We start from the raw sequence: 16236 nt of genomic DNA on the forward strand, positions 1-16236 counted from the left end.
TGTAACCGTAACAAACAAACCGTTAACAGCAGCCGCGGGCGCGCCTGCGCAGCGTCGTTTTTCGCCCGGCTCTGACATTCCCGCAAAGCATGTAGCGGACAAAAAATAATCGGTTGATGTCCGAGCCCCGCGGTCCTGTAATGGACGCCGGTGCCTGCCTGCATGGAGGCGACGTTCCATTGCCGAGGTTCGCATGCCTGTCTTGCGCAAGTCTTCCCTGGATGCTTCTCAGCTCTTGCTGCTGGTGCTGGCCGGCGGCGTCATCATGGGCCTGGCGCTGGGCGTGCGCCACGTGCAGGGCCTGTTCCTCCTGCCCGTCACGATGGATCGCGGCTGGAGCCGCGAGACCTTCGCCATGGCGCTGGCGGTGCAGAACCTGACCTGGGGCGTGGTCCAGCCCTTCACCGGCATGATTGCCGACCGCTACGGCTCGGCCAAGGTGATTGCGGGCGGGCTGGTGTTCTATGCGCTGGGGCTGGCGGGCATGGCGCATGCCACTACACCCGCCGGGTTCCTGTGGACGGCGGGCGTGTGCATCGGCATCGCGCTGTCCGGCACCGCCTTCGCCGCGATCTACGGCGCGCTCAGCCGGCTGGTGGCGCCCGAGCGCCGCAGCTGGGCGCTGGGCGTGGCGGGCGCCGTGGGCGGGCTGGGCCAGTTCACCATGGTGCCGGCCGCGCAGTGGCTGATCGGCGGCTGGGGCTGGGTTGCGGCCCTGCTGTCGTTCGCGGTGGTCCTGGCCATGTTGCTGCCCCTGGCATTGCCGCTGCGCGAGTCTCCCGGCCGGGAGCAGGGCGCGGCGGCAGGCGAGGCAGGGCTGTCCATGTCCGCAGCCATCCGTGAAGCCTTCGCCCAACCGGGCTTCTGGCTGCTGAACCTGGGTTTCCTGGCCTGCGGCTTCCAGTTGGCCTTTATCGGCACGCACCTGCCCGCCTACCTCATGGACAAGGGCCTGCGGGCGTCCGACGCGGTGGCGGCGCTGGCCATCATCGCGCTGACCAACGTCATGGGCACCTATGTCTGCGGCGTCCTGGGCGGACGCCACCGCCGCAAGTACCTGCTGGCCGGCATCTATCTGCTGCGCACGGCCGCCATCGCGCTGTTCGTACTGCTGCCGCTGTCGTCATGGACCGTGTACGTGTTCGCGGCGGTCATGGGCTTTGTCTGGCTGGGCACGGTGCCGCTCACCAACGGGCTGATATCCCAGGTGTTTGGGGTGCGTTACATCACGACCCTGTTCGGCTTCGTGTTCTTCGGCCACCAGCTCGGTTCCTTCCTGGGCGTGTGGCTGGGCGGCGTCGTGTTCGAGGCCACCGGGTCCTATGACCTGATCTGGCTGGGCGCGATGGCGCTGGGCGTGCTGTCGGCGGCGCTGCACTGGCCGATAGACGACCGCGAGATCCAGCGCCGCGCCGTCGGCGCTCCGGGCTAGCGGCGGCTTACAGCGGCCGGTGCTGGGTGCCCGCGCCCATGGTGATGTGCAGCATGCGACAGGGACCGGCCACCTTGAGCGTGTGCCAGATGCCCTTGGGGATCACATAGGCGTCGCCCGCCTGCATCCGCACGGCCTGCTCGCCCGTGGGCCATTCCAGCCGCAATTCCGCCGCGCCTTCGATCAGGCGCACGACCTCGTCGGCCTGCGGGTGCATTTCCCACTGCGGCCAGTCTGTCTCGAAGGCGTATTCGGACACCAGCCAGCCACGGCCGAACCGTTCCAGCTCCTCTTCGGGCTGCGACCAGAAGGCGTTGCCGCCTTCGACGGCAGAGCAAGTACCCGAGGCGTCCAGCAGGAGATAGTGCGATGACAGATTGGTAGTCATGTTGCGCGTCCTGGTGAGAGAGGGGTCGAGCCAGTGTAAAGCGATATCATGTGCATCTTCATCGGGTATAAAAGGAGAGGGCGATGCGCCAGGGGTTCGATGGGGTCAGGCCCGCGTCCGAGTCTTCCATCGAGATCGGCTTCTTCCATGAAGGCCGGCATTGCGTCGAACGCATCCGCGCCAAGCCCACCGCCGCCAACCTCAAGCGCGCCGCCGACCGGCGAGCCGCCATCCTCGAGGCCATTGCGCGCGGTGAGTTCGACTACGACGCCGAGTTTCCCAAGCGCGGCGGCGCGACCAAGCCACCACAGGGTTCCGCAAGATGAGCGACAAGCAGCTGGACATCAACGATCTGACGCCCGACGCCTTCAAGGCCTACGGCTGGATGCTGGGCAAGCCCATGCCGGACGGCAACGGCGTGCCCCTGTTTTCCAACCAGGACACCGACTTCTGGCAGGAGCACCAGTTCAACACCGGCGCCGGCGGCGACGCCGAGTTGCTGTGGGTCAACTACCGCAGCCAGTCCTTTGAAATCTCCAGCCTGGAAAAGCATCTGCTGACGCAGCAGGCCATCGTGCCGCTGACGGGCGAGATCATTCAGGTGGTGGCGCGCAGCGCGGCCGACGGCAGTCCGGACCTGGCCACGCTGGCGGCGTTTCGCGTGCCGCAGGGGCAGGGCGTCTGCATGCGCCCGGGCTGCTGGCACGCCACGCGCGTCACGGACGAGGAAGTCACCTGCCTGATGCTGACCCGCCGCTCCACCACCGTGGACCTGATCCAGCACCTGACCACGGACGCCAGCGCCAGCGAAAGCGCTATTGTGCCGATTCCCGTGCAGCGGCTGGAGGCCCAGATCCAGCCGGCTTGAGCGCATGCGGGGGAATGTGCCAGAATTCCCCGGAAATTCACGCCTCGCATGCGACGCTGCCTTCAGCGGGCGTTGCCAACATCACGTAGTGTTGGAGCATTGAATGCGCGACCGTCAGACTGGCATCGGATTCTTTTGCGCGGCCCGGCTGCTGCTTGCCGCGCTGCTGATCGGCGGCGCCGCCGGATGCGCCATCAATACGCACGACGCAAGCGGCTCGCAATCGGTAGGCATCGACGGCGTCACGGCGCAGCAGACGCGCGGCATCGCCCGCGAAGCCTATCTGTACGGCACGCCAATGGTCGCAAGCTACCAGACCATGCATGCCTTCAGCATCGACAAGAACAACCCCCAGTACAAAGGCCCGTTCAACAGCGTCAACAACGTGGCGCGCGTCTTCACGCCCGAAGACACCGCGTTCGTCACGCCCAACGCCGACACGCCATACACCTTCGCGGTGCTGGACCTGCGCGCCGAACCCGTGGTCATCACCGTGCCCGCCATGGAGCCGCGCCGCTACTTCGTGCTGCAGCTGATGGACCTGTATACCTACAATTTTGCCTACATCGGCAGCCGCAGCACGGGCAATGGCGGCGGCCGGTTCCTGGTCGCGGGCCCGCGCTGGAAGGGCAAGCCCCCGGCCGGTATCACCAAGGTGATCAGGTCGGAAACCGACCTCGTCAACCTGGTCGGGCGCACCCAGCTCTTTAACGCGGGCGATCTGTCCAACGTCAAGCGCATCCAGTCGCGCTACAAGATCCAGACGCTGTCCGCCTACCGCAAGCAGCGCGCGCCCGAGCCGGCCCCGGCGGTGGACTGGATCGCGCCCGAGCCGCCCGCCCAGATGCGCAGTTCGCTGGAGTTCTACAACCAGCTCGCCTTCCTGCTGCAGTTTGCGCCGGCCCATGCCTCGGAACAATCGTTGCGCGAACGCTTTGCCAGCATCGGCCTGGAACCCGGCCGGCAGTTCGATTTCAACAGCATGAACCCCGCATTGCGCCGCGCCTTGCAGGAAGGCATGCATGACGGCCAGAACGACATCGACAAGAACCGCGAGGCCCTGAACGGCAAGACCGATGGGTTGTTCGGCGACCGCAACACGCTGAAGAACGACTATCTGGCGCGCGCCACGGGTACGCAGGTCGGCATCGGCGGCAACAGCCGTGTGGAAGCGCTGTACCCCGTGCTGGAAAACGACAGCACAGGCCAGCCGCTGGATGGCCGCTACAAGTACACCCTGCGCTTCGCGCCGCGCAGCCTGCCGCCCGTCAACGCCTTCTGGTCCATGACCCTGTACCGCCTGCCCGAACAGCAGTTGGCGGCCAATCCGCTCAAGCGCTACCTGATCAACTCGTCCATGCTGCCATCGCTCAAACGCGACCGCGACGGTGGCATCACGATCTACATCCAGTCGGAGTCGCCGGGCAAGGGCAAGGAGTCCAACTGGCTGCCCGCGCCGGCTGGGCCTTTCATGGTCACGTTGCGGTACTACTGGCCCAAGCCTGCGTTGCTGGACGGCAAATGGACGTCGCCGCAGATCGAAAGGGCCCGGCAGACGCCGCAGGCCCGGCCCGCGCCTTCGCCGCTCCAGGTTCGACACTAGCGGCGGTCTGGGCTACAAGAAGGCCTCGCGCAGGCCGGTCGTCGCAGTCTCTGGCCAGGCGCAGTCGGGCAGCCGCCCATACAGGGAGCCTCGCGCCGCATGAAGCGCAATTTCAATATCCACGACCTGCGCATTTTCTACGCGGTGGTCATGACCGGATCGACCCGGCAGGCCGCGCAGTCCATGCACCTGACGCAACCGGCGGTCAGCCACGCGATATCCCGTCTGGAAGGCGCCACCGGCGTGCAGCTGTTCGACCGGTCCCATAAGACCTTGCGTCCCACCGAGGCTGGCCAGTACCTCTACAGTGAAGCGAAATTCGTGCTGGACGAGCTGGTCCGCATCGACGAGGCCTTGCACAGCATCGAACAGTTCGGCGGGCGCGGCCTGCGGATCGCGTCTTCGCCCGCGCTGGCGCTGGGTTACGCGCCTGACGCGGTGCGACGCTATCTGGACGCCAACGGCACCCGGCCGTTTTCCATCGACATCGAATCGTCGGTGCAGGCCATCAGCGCGGTCGAAACCATGCGCGCGGATTTCGGCCTGGGCGCGGTGGAGCGCGACAGCGCCCGTCTGGCGTTCACGCCGTTCCTGCGAGCCGATGTCATGGCCATCGCGCATCGCGATCATCCCTTGGCGGCGCGCGACACCATCGCGGCGGCCGATATCCCGCCAGACACCTATGTAAAACCCTTGTGGTCCGACTATGTGGTGGCCCAGGGCGATATCGCGGATTCGCTGTTGCTGAGTTCCGGCATGCGGGCGCACATGTCCCTGCTACCCGGGACGGTGCGGGCCGTCAGGGGTATCAGCCTGGTCAACGCCTTGTCCGCCTGGGACATCGTAGCGGCCTATCCCGATCTGGTCGCCCGGCCCCTGGCGTCGCGGCAGTGGTTCGATTTCTACCTCATCACCCGCAAGGAGGAGCGCGGACAGGATCTTGCCGAGCGGCTGCTTGACGCCCTGCGCGCCACCGCGCAGGACCGCCGCCAGGGCGTCTACGCGCATACGGTCCAGTTGCTGGAGTAGGCTGCAGCCTACTCTGCCGGCGGCTGCCAGGGCAGCGATTGCAGGTCGCCGTCTATGCTGATGGCCTGTCCGCTGATCATCGCCCCGAACGGGCTGGACAGGAACAGCGCCATGTTGGCGATGTCCGCGGCGCGCACGAACTGCCGCAGGCTGACGCCGGCCAACTCCAGCCGGGTCTCTTCTTCCACTGTCAGGCCCATGTTCCTGGCGCGCGCCTCGATCACCCGGTCGATCCGCGGCCCCGCCACCAGCCCGGGCAACAGCGCGTTGACGCGGATGCCATAGCCGCCCAGCTCCACCGCGAGCGAGCGCGTCAAGCCCACCACGCCCCACTTGGTCGCTGCGTAGGGCGTGCGCATGGGGATGCCCATGCGGCCCGCCACCGAGCTGATGTTGATGATGCTGCCGCCGCCTGAAGCGCGCAGCGCCGGCAGCGCATGCCGCACCGTGTGGAACTGCGATGCCAGGTTGATGTCCAGCGTCGCGTCCAGCTCATCCGGCTGGATGTCCGCGATGCCCGCCGTGGGGCCGGCTATGCCCGCGTTGTTGACCAGCACGTCCAGGCCGCCCAGTTGCGCCAGCGCTTCCTGCATGTAGCGATCGATCTCTTCGCGCCGGCTCACGTCGGCGCGCGACCAGGGATGAGGGCAGGCCGCCAGTGCCTGCTCATCCACGTCGCAGACGTGCACCCTGGCGCCGCGGTCGGCGAATGCGGCCGCGATCGCCGCGCCGATGCCGGCGGCGCCCGCGGTCACGATGGCGCGCTTGCCGGATAGATCTACGGGCAACGCGGAAATGTCCCCGGGAACAGCGTTCTTCACAGTCATGCCAGATCCTTGTCGTTACGGCTCAGGGCTTCATCAGACGGCAGGTCGATTCTGCCGGCGAGGTATAGACCTGATCGCCCGGCACCCGGGCCACCTGCTTGTAGTAGTCCCAGGGCGCCTTCGACTCTGCCGGGGTCTTTACCTGCATCAGGAACATGTCGTGCACCATCAGGCCATCGGCGCGGATCTTGCCGTCCTTCACGAAGAAGTCGTTGACCGGATTTGCCTTCAGCCATTTCATGATGGTGTCGCCATCGGTGCTCTTGGTGGCTTCCACCGCCTTCAGGTAGGTCGTGGCGGCGGAGTAGTCGCCAGCCTGCAGCATCGACGGTTTCTTCTTCATTGTGGCCTCGAAGCGCGAGGCCCACTTGCGCGAGGCGTCGTCCTGGTCCCAGTACCAGGCCGTGGTCAGGTACATGTTCTGCGCGGCTTGCAGCCCCAGCGCGTGCACGTCCGTGATCAGCACCAGCAGGCCCGCGATCTTCATTTTCGGGGTCAGGCCGAATTCATTGGCGGCCTTGACGGCATTGCTGGTGTCGCTGGCCGAGTTCGCCAGGCCCAGCACCGATGCGCCAGACGCCTGCGCCTGCAGGATGAACGATGAGAAATCCGCCGCGTTCAGCGGATGCCGGACCCGACCCTTGATGTTGCCGCCGTCGGCCTGCACCACCGCTGACGCATCGCGCTCCAGCGCATGGCCGAAGGCGTGGTCCACCGTCAGGAAGTACCAGTCCTTGTTGCCTTCCTTCATCATCGCCCGAGCCGTGCCGCGCGCCAGCGAAACCGTGTCGTACACATAATGCACGGTGTAGGGCGTGCATTGGGAGTTTGTCAGTTCGGAGGCGCCCGCGCTCACCACGAAGAACGGCGTCTTCTTTTCTTCGGCCACCTTCGCCATCGCCAGCGCCGCCGCCGAATTGGCGCCCGCAATCAGCATGTTCACGCCCTTCTGGTCCAGCCACTCACGCGCCCTGGACGAGGCGATGTCGGCTCGGTTTTGATGGTCTGCCACCAGCACCTCGACCTTCTTCCCCGCCACCACGCCGCCCAGGTCCGCCACCGCCATCTTGATCGCCTCGGCGCCGCCCGGGCCGTCGGCGTCCGCCGACAGGCCGGACATGTCGGTAATGAAGCCGATGCGGATCACGCCGTCGTCGGCCTGCGCCATGCCGGCCGTCCCCAACAGCGTCGCGAGCGCGGCCGCGCAAAGTGTCTTTTTCATGTCTGGTCTCCCCACTGGATAGGATTCTTGTTCAGAACGCGACGTTGTCGCGGCCCTTCAGTTGCAGCGTCTCGCGAGCTTCGTCGGGCGTGGCGATCTGCAAGGACAGGTCTTCCAGGATGCGGCGTATCCTCCGCACCTGGTCAGCATTGGATTGCGCCAGTTCTCCCGGCCCGTCCCACAGCGAATCCTCCAGGCCCACACGCACGTTGCCGCCCAGGGTCGCCGCCATCGTCGCCAGCGGCGTCTGCTTGCGCCCGGCGGCCAGCACCGACCAGATGTAGTTGTCGCCGAACAAGCGGTCGGCGGTGCGCTTCATCATCATCACGTCTTCGGGGTGCGTGCCGATGCCGCCGCGTATGCCGAACACGGACTGGATCAGGAAGGGCGGCTTGAGCAGCTTGCGGTCCACGAAATGCGCCGCCGTGTACAGGTGCCCGATGTCATAGCACTCGATCTCGAAGCGCGTGCCGTTGTCGCTGCACGAGGTCAGGATGTGTTCGATGTCCTTGAAGGTGTTCTTGAAGATAAGGTCGTTGCTGCCTTCCAGGTAGGGACGTTCCCAGGCGTGCTTGAATTCCTTGAAGCGTTCCAGCAGCTCATACATGCCGAAGTTCATCGAGCCCATGTTCAGCGAGGCAACCTCCGGCTTGAACTGCAGCGCCGGGGCCATGCGGTCGGCGATGGGTAGCACCGGAGATCCGCCGGTCGTGATGTTGATCACCACGTCCGAGGCCTGCTTGATGCGGGGCAGGAACTGCGCATACAGCGCCGGGTCCTGGGTCGGCTGCCCGGTATCGGGCTGGCGCGCATGCAGATGCACGATGGCGGCGCCCGCCTGGGCAGCGTCCAGCGCGGACTGCGCAATCTCATCGGGCGTGACGGGCAGATGGGGCGACATCGACGGCGTGTGGACCGATCCGGTGATGGCGCAGGTGATGATGACCTTGTTCCTGGACTTTTTCATGGGCCTCGGGCTGCGCGCTTGCGCATGCGGTTTTGATGGTTTTCATGGCCCCGGCTGTCTCCTCCGGGCGTGGGCCATTCTGTCCCACGCCCGCGGCCCGTGTCACCTGAACAGAAATAATCAATTGATAGGATTTTCGGTGCTGCGGTGCAGCGACGAAGGGCGCTAGCGCTGCGCGGAATCCTCGACAGGACTACAATTTGCCTATGCCGGAACGCCCGTTCCGGCGGCCATCCGATCACGCAGAAGTCGCCTCCCATGCTTGATATCCCGACCCTCCGCCCGCTGCGGGCCATGCAGCCCGGGTGCGGCCAGATCCGCCTGATGCTGGTGCCGGCATGAGCTACGTCCTGGCGGTGGATCTGGGTGGCACACGCTTTCGCGCCGCGTTGGTGGACGATCGCGGCGGTATCGCGCATTCGTGTTTCATCGAAAGCCCGGCGCGTGCCAGCCCTGCCGCTCATCCGGGCTGGGACGAGATCGATGCCGATGCCTGGTGGAGCGGGCTGCAAGCCCTGGCCGATGCGCTGGCCGCGCAGGCGGACGCCGCTTTCAATGCGGTGGAGGCCATCGCGATCTGCGGCGTCACGCGCACGCAGATCTTCATCGATGCGCACGGCGCCGCCATCCGGCCGGCGATCACCTGGCGCGATACGCGCGCGGCAATGGACGTGGGTGCGTGGCTCGCGTCCATGCCGTCTTCCCATCCCGAACATGGACAGATCAACGCCTTCCATCCCTGGGCGCGCGTGGCTTGGCTGTTGCACGCCGAGCCCGAGCACGCGGCGCGGGTGCGATTGGTGCTGGAACCCAAGGATTATCTGAATTTCCGCCTGACCGGACGCGCCGTGAGCGACACCGTGTCGATGGCGCGTCTGGCGGCGGCCGCGACGGCCGGGCTCGACTGCGCCGATCTGCTGACGGCGGTGGGAGCCAACCAGGCCTGGGTGCCGCGCCTGCTCGATCCGCTGGAGGTCGTCGGGGTCGTGCAAGCGGGCCTGCCGGGCGCGCTGGCGCGTCTGTCAGGGCGTCCCGTCGTGGCTTGCGCCAACGACACCTGGGCGGCCGTGGCCGGCCTGGGCGCCTTGCGGCCGGGCTATGCCTACAACATCTCCGGCACCACCGAAGTTTTCGGCGCCGTGGGCGCCGAGCCGGTGCAGGCGCAAGGCCTGATGACGGTGGACTGGGGCGGCGGGCATCACCAGATTGGCGGACCAGGCCAGAACGGCGCGGATACGGTGGCGTGGCTCTTGCCGCTGTTGGGTCGCCTGGGCGACGAAGGCATGGCCGGCGTGGGCGAGGCCATGGACGCCTTGCTCGACGCGCCGCGCGATCCGCAGCCGGCGCTGTTCCTGCCCTATCTGCAAGGCGAACGGGTGCCTTATTGGGATCCGCACCTGCGCGGCGCTTTCCTGGGCTTGAACCGCCGCCACGGCCCCGGCGACTTGGCCTGGGCCGTGCTGGAAGGCGTGGCCTTTCTCAACCGCATCGTGCTGGAGCGCGCCGAAAGCGCGCTGGGCAGTCCCGTGGAAGAAATCCGCTTTGGCGGCGGCGCGGCGTCCAATGCCCAGTGGTGCCAGGTCAAGGCCGACATCTGCGAACGCGCCCTGGTGGTCGGCCAGGCCGAACAGCCCGGCGTGCTGGGCGCGGCGGTCGCCGCGTGGACAGGCCTGGGCCGCTACGGCAGCTTCGCATCCGCCCAGGACGCGCTGGTGCGCGTGGCGCAACGCTACGAGCCCCAGGCCGAGCGCGCGCACGCCTATCGCCGCATGTACCGCCAGTTCCGCGCCGCGGAAGCCGCGCTGGCGCCCGTGTCGCGCGCGCTGGCCGGCATCGACATGGGCTGATGGCCCAGGTATAAACTACCTCGCCATCAGCGGGGCGCGGCGACGCGCCCACATAACAAGCAAAACGCAGCAAGGGTTGAGTCGATGCGCGGCATCCTGGAAAAGTACGGCACGGCAATCGCGGGATTGGTCCTGGTGGTTTTCTTCGCATTGGCAGCCCCGAATTTCGCGGCGCCCAACAATCTTCTGAACATCGCCAAGGAAACCAGCTTCCTGGCCATCATCGCCATCGGCTTCACGCTGGCGCTGGTCACGGCCGAACTGGACCTGTCCGTGGCCGACGTCGCCAGCCTGGCGGCCGTCGTGACCGGCGCCCTGGTGCATACCGGCCAACCTGTGCTCCTGGCCATAGGCGCTGGCCTGGGTGTAGGCCTCTTGTGCGGCCTGGTGAACGGCATCGCCGTCACGCGGCTGCGGGTCCCTTCGCTGATCGCGACATTGGGCATGGCCGCCATGGCGAGGGGCTTTGCCTTCATGTTGACCGACGGCGTTTCCTATGTGGGCCGCTGGCCTGCCGCATTCACCGACCTGGCGCGCGGCAAGCCCTTCGGCATTCCCGCCCTGGTGCTGTGGATGCTGGGCGCCGTGCTGCTTGCCTTCTTCCTGGTGAAATGGACCCGTACCGGCGCCCGCATGACCGCCACCGGCGAGGCCGGTGAATCCGCGCGGCTGGCCGGCATCAACATCCGCGCCATGAAAAGCATGGGCCTGGCGCTGTCCGGCCTGTGCGCGGGGCTGGCGGCCGTGCTGCTGACATCCAGCCTGTCGTCCGCCGCGCCCAACATGGCCGGCGACTACTTCCTGTACGCCATCGCCGCGGTGCTGCTGGGCATGACCATGTTCAACCCCGGCCACGCCAACATACCCGGCACGCTGGTGGCCGCGCTGATCCTCAAGGTGCTGGGCAACGGCCTGGTCCTCATGGGGGCGCCGTATTACGTGCAGGACATCGTGCTGGGCTTCATCATCATCGCGTCCGTCGCGGTGTCATCGGCCGTGCTGAAGAAAGCGGCCTTCAAATTCTGATCGGAAGGGGAAGAGAACCATGCGTAAATCCTTGATGCGCAACCTGCTGTTGGCCGCGTTTTCCGTGCCGGCCCTGGCCATGGGCGCGGCCGCGCAAGCCTTCGACGTGGGCGTGGTCGCGTTCCAGATGTCTTCGGAAACCCACGCGCGCGTCGCCAATGCCGCCGCCGAGGCCGCCCGCTCCAAGGGCTGGACCGTGACCCAGTTGAACGCCGAAGGCTCGCTGCCCAAGCTGGCCGAACAGCTCGACACCCTGGTCAACAAGAAAGTCGACGCCATCGTCATCGCCATGGGCAAGCCCGTGGAAACCGACGCGCAGCTGCAGGCCGCCAAGGAGAAGGGCATCCCGGTCGTCGGCGTGATGTCCGGCGCCAGCCCCCACATGCTGTTCGACGTCGAGGTCAATGAATACGCCACTGGCGCCCAGTCCGTGCTCTACATGCTGGGCAAGATGGGCTACCAGGGCAACATCCTGTCCGCCCGCTTCGACGGCAACTCCGGCACCCGCATCCGCGGCAAGATGCTGGACGCCGTCCTGACCGAGAACACCGCCGTCAAGGACCTGGCCAAGTTCAGCATGGCCCGCACCCAAAGCTGGCGTGACGACGTGCGCAATGGCATGCAGGCCCTGCTGCTGCGCCATCAGGGCCAGTTCAAGGGCATCTGGGCTTCGTTCGACGGCCAGGCCTACGTCATCGACGACCTGCTGCAGGCCCAGGGCATGAAGAAGGGCGACATCACGCTCGTGTCCGTCGACGGCAGCCCGGAGACCTACCGCCGTATCGCCGATCCCAACAGTCTCATCACCGCGACCATGATGATTCCCTTCGAGCAGATGGGCACCAAGGCCATCTACGCCATCGACCGGATCGTCGTAAAGAAGGAACCCAGGGAAACCATTGCTGCCGGCCCCTACCTGTTCATGGACTCCGTCCTGGTCGACGCCAGCAACGTCCAGAAATTCCTGCAACCCGCCAAGTAAGAGCCAGCAGCCATGACCGCCGCGTTGTCGCTACGCCAGATCAAAAAGTCGTATGGCGCCGTCGAAGCCCTGAAGGGCGTGGACCTGGACGTGCCCCAGGGCAAGGTCATGGCCATCTGCGGCGACAACGGCGCGGGCAAGTCCACGCTCATCCGCATCATCTCAGGCGCGCAGGAACCCAGCGGCGGGGCGCTTAGCCTCAACGGCCAGCAGGTCGTGTTCGGCTCGCCCCACGACGCCCTGGTGCAAGGCATCGCCACCATCTACCAGGATCTGGCGCTGGCTCCGCGGCTGTCCATCTGGGAGAACATCTTCATGGGCGCCGAGCTGGTGCGGCGCGTGGGCCCGTTCAGCGTCCTGGACAAGCGCCGCATGGCGCAGGACGCGCGTGGCTACCTGCAACGCCTGTCCGTGCCCATCGACGACATGGACCGGCCCGTGGAGCGCATGTCCGGCGGCCAGCGCCAGGCCGTCGCCATCGCCCGCGCCCTGCGCTGGGACGCCCGCGTCGTCATCATGGACGAACCCACCGCCGCGCTGGGCGTCAAGGAAACGGCGCTGGTGCTGAATCTGGTGCGCAAGCTGCGCGAAGAAGGACGCACCGTCATCCTCATCAGCCACAACATGGCTGACGTGGTGGCGTTGGCGGACCGGGTGGCGATCCTGAAGAGCGGCGCCAAGGTCATCGAGCGCGACGTGGCCGGGTTGGATGCGGATGCGCTGGCGCACATGGTGATGACGGGCAAGGAATAGATTCCTGGCTCGCTCTTTCGAGCAGACAAAAAAAGGCCGACGCCAGGTTCTTCTGGCGGCGGCCTTTTTTCGTATGGCAGCGGGACTTAGTCCTTGCGGCTGGTCACTTCAACCAAGTGGTAGCCGAACTGGGTCTTCACCGGACCCTGGACCTCGCCGACCGGGGCGCTGAACACCACGGTGTCGAATTCCTTGACCATCTGGCCCGGACCGAACGTACCCAGGTTGCCACCGTCGCGCGAGGACGGGCAGCTGGAGTTTTCCTTGGCCAGCTGAGCGAAGTCGGCGCCGTTCTCGATGGCGGTCTTCAGTTCGTTAGCCTTGGCTTCGGTGGAGACGAGGATGTGACGGGCGGAGGCTTGTGCCATTTGGGAGCTCCTTGCGGACTTGAATTGGGGAGGGGGAGAGTAACGCATTTGGGGGGAATCCGTGGCTAGCGTAACCTACAGAAATGAACTGGTCTGCAATGTAAGTCTGGAATCTCAGCGCCAGAGACTCTGTGACCCATTGTTGCGAGATCCTGCGAGCCGATGCGTGGCGCAGTCCACCAAGGAGCTGACTAGTCATGACTGATACGTTGAGTCCTGCTGATCGCAGTTTGCGTATGTCGAAGATCAGGGCGAAGAATACAAAGCCTGAAATGTTGGTGCGATGCCTCATATACGGGGCGGGCTATCGCTATCGGCTACATGATGGGCGGATACTTGGAAAGCCGGATCTGGTTTTCAAGCGGCGGCGTAAGTTGATTTTTATTAACGGCTGCTTTTGGCACCGCCATGAAAGCTGCGTTCTGGCGCGATTTCCAAAGACAAATCAGGAATTTTGGGTAAAAAAGCTGTGCGCGAACAAGGCCCGAGATGAGGGTAACTACGAGAGGTTGAGAAATGATGGGTGGGGAGTTTTGGTTGTTTGGGAGTGTGAGCTTCGAGATCCGAAGAAGGTTCTATCGCGTATAGAAGATTTCCTGGGTCCGGCGCGCAAGAAGGCCTGTTGACCCAGGATAGCTCTCTTAAACAACCGTTCTAGCAGTGCACCGTTGTCGGCCGACAAGCTTGCTATGTGCTGTTGAGGCTTCAGTTACTTGCCTTCGGCCGCAATAAACTGTCCCGACAAGCATGGTGGCGGCGTGGCAAGATAGGTGGCAGCCTCCTGGAGAATGTGAGCCTGATTTTCGGGGCGCTCTGCAAGATTCAATGCCCAGTTTCGGCCGGGATGCAGTACATCCCAACGAGGACGCATGCCCGCATGCCTACCTTTGCCAGGATTGTGATTGCCAAATCCATCGATTAAGGAGTTCCACAGCGGAGTGAATCTGGCGATGATTAGCGACTCACCAAGGGGGATCCAAATGTCGTCAACTACAAGAAAGCGGCAATGGAAGTCTTTGATATCCAAATTCTGGGCGGCCTTGACGCTGTCAGCGTGCTCTCTCAAACGCTTATGAAGCACCTTTCCCGCAGCTAGCTCTACGTTGGCGCCCATCCTGGCCCCGGCGGGAACTGCTTTGCCGACGTAGATTGGCCATAGAAATTTGCCATTGTTATTAAGCTGGGAGATCGGTTTGTATGCTTCGAAATCTCCCGTGTAATAAATGGCGTAAATGCCAGCTCCCTCGAAAACCGGCACATGTGCAAGAGGATGTGCTTCCTTGGTTAGCAAAGCCTCGGCAACGCTTGCTCCGAGGTTCTTCTTGTCCAAAGGGTTAAACGGAATTACATGACTCGTCACGCTTTCGTCCTTTATTGCTCTTTTCCTGTTTTCCAATTAGCCGTAGCCCCGCAAGGGCCAGCTCTTCGGCCACGCTGGCAGCGACACGCTGCGCTAGCATAACTGGAACCGCATTTCCTAGCTGCCGCATGGTTTCAGTCCAGCTACCGTGAAACAGAAAACCATCAGGAAAGGTTTGGATGCGTGCGCTTTCTCGAACTGTAAAGTATCGGACGCTGCCGTCATCTCGAACCAGCATGTTTTCGCCACCTGGTACGCCATGTCCTCCTGCTTTTAGTGTTTTTGCAGGTAGGTCAAGTGGGCTCCCGGTATGCCCTGGATATGTTCGTGCTCCATCCTGGAATACGTGATTCGGCATCTTGGATGCAGCCGCCGATTTCGGATCAGGCAGGCCCTGAATGGCGTCTCGGACGGTTCTCCAAGGTAGTACGGAAGGGGTGAGTTCCATTTGGCGTAGCTTTGCGACGCGCGTCGCGAGGCTTTGGGGCATTGGCGGTGCCTTCACCTTATGGCGCTTCCAGTAGGCTCCGGTCACCCACTGGTCATGCAGAAGAGCGTCATAGCTATGCGTCTCTTCTGGGAAAGACCAGTTGGTGTCGAGGTCGTCGCGAAAACCAATGATGAAAACCCGTTCGCGTTTTTGAGGAACTCCATAGTTGGCTGCGTTGAGGAGCTTGGAGAACACGTTATAGGTGCGCCCCTTTCCTTTTCGTTTTCCGGACTTGCGTTCTGCCTGCAGACGCGAGAGATGGTCTGCCCAGTCTTCGTCCTTAAGTGGCGGAACCTCAGGAAACTCGAGTTGGAGCTTTATGTAGGCGAAGTAGTTGGCGAACGATGCACGCGTCAAGCCCTTCACGTTTTCAACAATGAATGCCTTTGGTCTTAGACTGCGGAGAATCTCGACGGTCGCGGGGAACATGTCCCGATTGTCCGCATGAGCTTTGTGCTTCCCCCCAATGGAAAAGGGCTGGCACGGGGGGCCTCCGGCCAACAGCTCAATGTCTTGAGGAATGGACGCCCAATCGAAGTGTCGAACATCGCCTTCGTGCAACGTCCAGTCAGCGAGCAGCGGATAACCGCGTCTTTGGTTCTCACGGACCGTATCACACGCCCATTTGTCCCATTCCACTACCGCGAGATGTTCAAAGCCTGCGATTTCGCAGCCCATCGCCAGTCCGCCCGCCCCGGCGAATAGCTCTACTGATTTCATGTTGGCGACCTTGTTTGATCCACAATTACTGTACGTATGGACAGTGTATCGTCTAGCGGCAGGCACGCAAAGATAGCTGCGGTAAGTACGTAGCTATGTGGATCAGGTGGAAATTTGCGTGCGCCTTAGCCCGCTTGGGGGCTCGGGGAATGTAGCACGGATCACTAGCCACTTTTGAGGCTTGCCAAGACGGACTCGTAGTCATTTGATGCGCGTGTTCCCAGGTCTTTGCTGGCTTAGACTCGGGGGCGTGCTTCTCATACAAACTGCGCCAAGAGCTGTTGACATCGTGCCGAAATCTACTTAGGCCAATCGGTCACCAGAGAGGCGCTTACCTGTGGCCCTAACCCCAAG

17 protein-coding genes are annotated in these 16236 nt (G+C 64.1%); 10 read left to right on the forward strand and 7 right to left on the reverse strand.

Annotated features, from left to right (window positions below):
• Positions 1-193 precede the first annotated feature (193 nt).
• The gene (locus BRO63_RS28740) at positions 194-1432 is read left to right on the forward strand and encodes an MFS transporter (protein ID WP_088143039.1); all 1239 of its coding nucleotides are present in this window, start codon (positions 194-196) and stop codon (positions 1430-1432) included.
• Positions 1433-1439: 7 nt separating this feature from the next.
• On the opposite strand, the gene BRO63_RS28745 is transcribed toward BRO63_RS28740, so the two are convergent.
• A complete protein-coding gene (locus BRO63_RS28745) occupies positions 1440-1820 on the reverse strand; it encodes a cupin domain-containing protein (protein ID WP_088143040.1) in 381 nt (126 codons plus the stop codon).
• Positions 1821-1903: 83 nt separating this feature from the next.
• Between BRO63_RS28745 and BRO63_RS28750 the strand changes: the two genes are divergently transcribed.
• From BRO63_RS28750 to BRO63_RS28765, 4 genes are all read left to right on the forward strand, one after another.
• Positions 1904-2146 (forward strand): Arm DNA-binding domain-containing protein, encoded by a 243-nt coding sequence (locus BRO63_RS28750; protein WP_088143041.1) that lies wholly within the window; start codon positions 1904-1906, stop codon positions 2144-2146.
• A complete protein-coding gene (locus tag BRO63_RS28755) occupies positions 2143-2688 on the forward strand; it encodes an ureidoglycolate lyase (protein ID WP_088143042.1) in 546 nt (181 codons plus the stop codon). Before BRO63_RS28750 ends, BRO63_RS28755 begins: the two co-directional genes overlap by 4 nt.
• 103 nt (positions 2689-2791) lie before the next feature.
• Positions 2792-4291 (forward strand): DUF1254 domain-containing protein, encoded by a 1500-nt coding sequence (locus BRO63_RS28760; protein ID WP_088143043.1) that lies wholly within the window; start codon positions 2792-2794, stop codon positions 4289-4291.
• A 99-nt stretch (positions 4292-4390) separates the two neighbouring features.
• Positions 4391-5320, forward strand: coding sequence for a LysR family transcriptional regulator (locus tag BRO63_RS28765; protein WP_088143044.1), 930 nt, complete (start codon positions 4391-4393; stop codon positions 5318-5320).
• Positions 5321-5328: 8 nt separating this feature from the next.
• Here BRO63_RS28765 and BRO63_RS28770 read toward each other — a convergent pair whose 3' ends face one another.
• From BRO63_RS28770 to BRO63_RS28780, 3 genes are read right to left on the reverse strand one after another with little or no spacing between them, the layout of a single operon-like run.
• The gene (locus BRO63_RS28770) at positions 5329-6147 is read right to left on the reverse strand and encodes an SDR family oxidoreductase (RefSeq protein ID WP_088143045.1); all 819 of its coding nucleotides are present in this window, start codon (positions 6145-6147) and stop codon (positions 5329-5331) included.
• Between the two features lie 22 nt (positions 6148-6169).
• Positions 6170-7369 carry an ABC transporter substrate-binding protein gene (locus BRO63_RS28775; RefSeq protein ID WP_088143046.1) on the reverse strand — a complete coding sequence of 400 codons (1200 nt, stop codon included), beginning with the start codon at positions 7367-7369 and terminating at the stop codon, positions 6170-6172.
• 31 nt (positions 7370-7400) lie between these two features.
• The gene (locus tag BRO63_RS28780; protein ID WP_088143047.1) at positions 7401-8336 is read right to left on the reverse strand and encodes a 3-keto-5-aminohexanoate cleavage protein; all 936 of its coding nucleotides are present in this window, start codon (positions 8334-8336) and stop codon (positions 7401-7403) included.
• 338 nt (positions 8337-8674) lie between these two features.
• Here BRO63_RS28780 and BRO63_RS28785 point away from each other — a divergent pair, with 338 nt between their 5' ends.
• From BRO63_RS28785 to BRO63_RS28800, 4 genes are all read left to right on the forward strand, one after another.
• Entirely contained in the window at positions 8675-10183 is a 1509-nt protein-coding gene (locus BRO63_RS28785; protein ID WP_088143048.1) for a xylulokinase, read from the forward strand.
• Positions 10184-10267: 84 nt separating this feature from the next.
• Positions 10268-11209 carry an ABC transporter permease gene (locus BRO63_RS28790; protein WP_088143049.1) on the forward strand — a complete coding sequence of 314 codons (942 nt, stop codon included), beginning with the start codon at positions 10268-10270 and terminating at the stop codon, positions 11207-11209.
• A gap of 19 nt (positions 11210-11228) precedes the next feature.
• A complete protein-coding gene (locus BRO63_RS28795; RefSeq protein WP_088143050.1) occupies positions 11229-12191 on the forward strand; it encodes a sugar ABC transporter substrate-binding protein in 963 nt (320 codons plus the stop codon).
• Between the two features lie 12 nt (positions 12192-12203).
• Entirely contained in the window at positions 12204-12944 is a 741-nt protein-coding gene (locus BRO63_RS28800; protein ID WP_088143051.1) for an ATP-binding cassette domain-containing protein, read from the forward strand.
• Positions 12945-13030: 86 nt separating this feature from the next.
• Here BRO63_RS28800 and BRO63_RS28805 read toward each other — a convergent pair whose 3' ends face one another.
• Positions 13031-13312: a peptidylprolyl isomerase gene (locus BRO63_RS28805; RefSeq protein ID WP_006385706.1), complete on the reverse strand. Its 282-nt coding sequence runs from the start codon at positions 13310-13312 to the stop codon at positions 13031-13033.
• A 197-nt stretch (positions 13313-13509) separates the two neighbouring features.
• Between BRO63_RS28805 and BRO63_RS28810 the strand changes: the two genes are divergently transcribed.
• A complete protein-coding gene (locus BRO63_RS28810; protein WP_088143052.1) occupies positions 13510-13938 on the forward strand; it encodes a very short patch repair endonuclease in 429 nt (142 codons plus the stop codon).
• Positions 13939-14021: 83 nt separating this feature from the next.
• Here the strand turns inward: BRO63_RS28810 and BRO63_RS28815 are convergent, their stop codons facing one another.
• Positions 14022-14672, reverse strand: a complete 651-nt coding sequence (locus tag BRO63_RS28815) for an Eco29kI family restriction endonuclease (protein WP_088143053.1) — start codon at positions 14670-14672, stop codon at positions 14022-14024.
• Positions 14647-15882 (reverse strand): DNA cytosine methyltransferase, encoded by a 1236-nt coding sequence (locus tag BRO63_RS28820; RefSeq protein ID WP_088143054.1) that lies wholly within the window; start codon positions 15880-15882, stop codon positions 14647-14649. The genes BRO63_RS28815 and BRO63_RS28820 overlap by 26 nt, the downstream gene beginning before the upstream one ends.
• Positions 15883-16236: the final 354 nt, after the last annotated feature.

Origin of the sequence: Achromobacter xylosoxidans (assembly GCF_002192695.1) — a bacterium.
In the GTDB taxonomy this organism is placed as follows: domain Bacteria; phylum Pseudomonadota; class Gammaproteobacteria; order Burkholderiales; family Burkholderiaceae_B; genus Achromobacter; species Achromobacter xylosoxidans_C.

Coding starts and splice junctions, on each gene's coding strand:
- BRO63_RS28740 (WP_088143039.1), top strand. CDS start 194: ATGCCTGTCTTGCGCAAGTCTTCCCTGGATGCTTCTCAGCTCTTGCTG.
- BRO63_RS28745 (WP_088143040.1), bottom strand. CDS start 1,820: ATGACTACCAATCTGTCATCGCACTATCTCCTGCTGGACGCCTCGGGT.
- BRO63_RS28750 (WP_088143041.1), top strand. CDS start 1,904: ATGCGCCAGGGGTTCGATGGGGTCAGGCCCGCGTCCGAGTCTTCCATC.
- BRO63_RS28755 (WP_088143042.1), top strand. CDS start 2,143: ATGAGCGACAAGCAGCTGGACATCAACGATCTGACGCCCGACGCCTTC.
- BRO63_RS28760 (WP_088143043.1), top strand. CDS start 2,792: ATGCGCGACCGTCAGACTGGCATCGGATTCTTTTGCGCGGCCCGGCTG.
- BRO63_RS28765 (WP_088143044.1), top strand. CDS start 4,391: ATGAAGCGCAATTTCAATATCCACGACCTGCGCATTTTCTACGCGGTG.
- BRO63_RS28770 (WP_088143045.1), bottom strand. CDS start 6,147: ATGACTGTGAAGAACGCTGTTCCCGGGGACATTTCCGCGTTGCCCGTA.
- BRO63_RS28775 (WP_088143046.1), bottom strand. CDS start 7,369: ATGAAAAAGACACTTTGCGCGGCCGCGCTCGCGACGCTGTTGGGGACG.
- BRO63_RS28780 (WP_088143047.1), bottom strand. CDS start 8,336: ATGAAAAAGTCCAGGAACAAGGTCATCATCACCTGCGCCATCACCGGA.
- BRO63_RS28785 (WP_088143048.1), top strand. CDS start 8,675: ATGAGCTACGTCCTGGCGGTGGATCTGGGTGGCACACGCTTTCGCGCC.
- BRO63_RS28790 (WP_088143049.1), top strand. CDS start 10,268: ATGCGCGGCATCCTGGAAAAGTACGGCACGGCAATCGCGGGATTGGTC.
- BRO63_RS28795 (WP_088143050.1), top strand. CDS start 11,229: ATGCGTAAATCCTTGATGCGCAACCTGCTGTTGGCCGCGTTTTCCGTG.
- BRO63_RS28800 (WP_088143051.1), top strand. CDS start 12,204: ATGACCGCCGCGTTGTCGCTACGCCAGATCAAAAAGTCGTATGGCGCC.
- BRO63_RS28805 (WP_006385706.1), bottom strand. CDS start 13,312: ATGGCACAAGCCTCCGCCCGTCACATCCTCGTCTCCACCGAAGCCAAG.
- BRO63_RS28810 (WP_088143052.1), top strand. CDS start 13,510: ATGACTGATACGTTGAGTCCTGCTGATCGCAGTTTGCGTATGTCGAAG.
- BRO63_RS28820 (WP_088143054.1), bottom strand. CDS start 15,882: ATGAAATCAGTAGAGCTATTCGCCGGGGCGGGCGGACTGGCGATGGGC.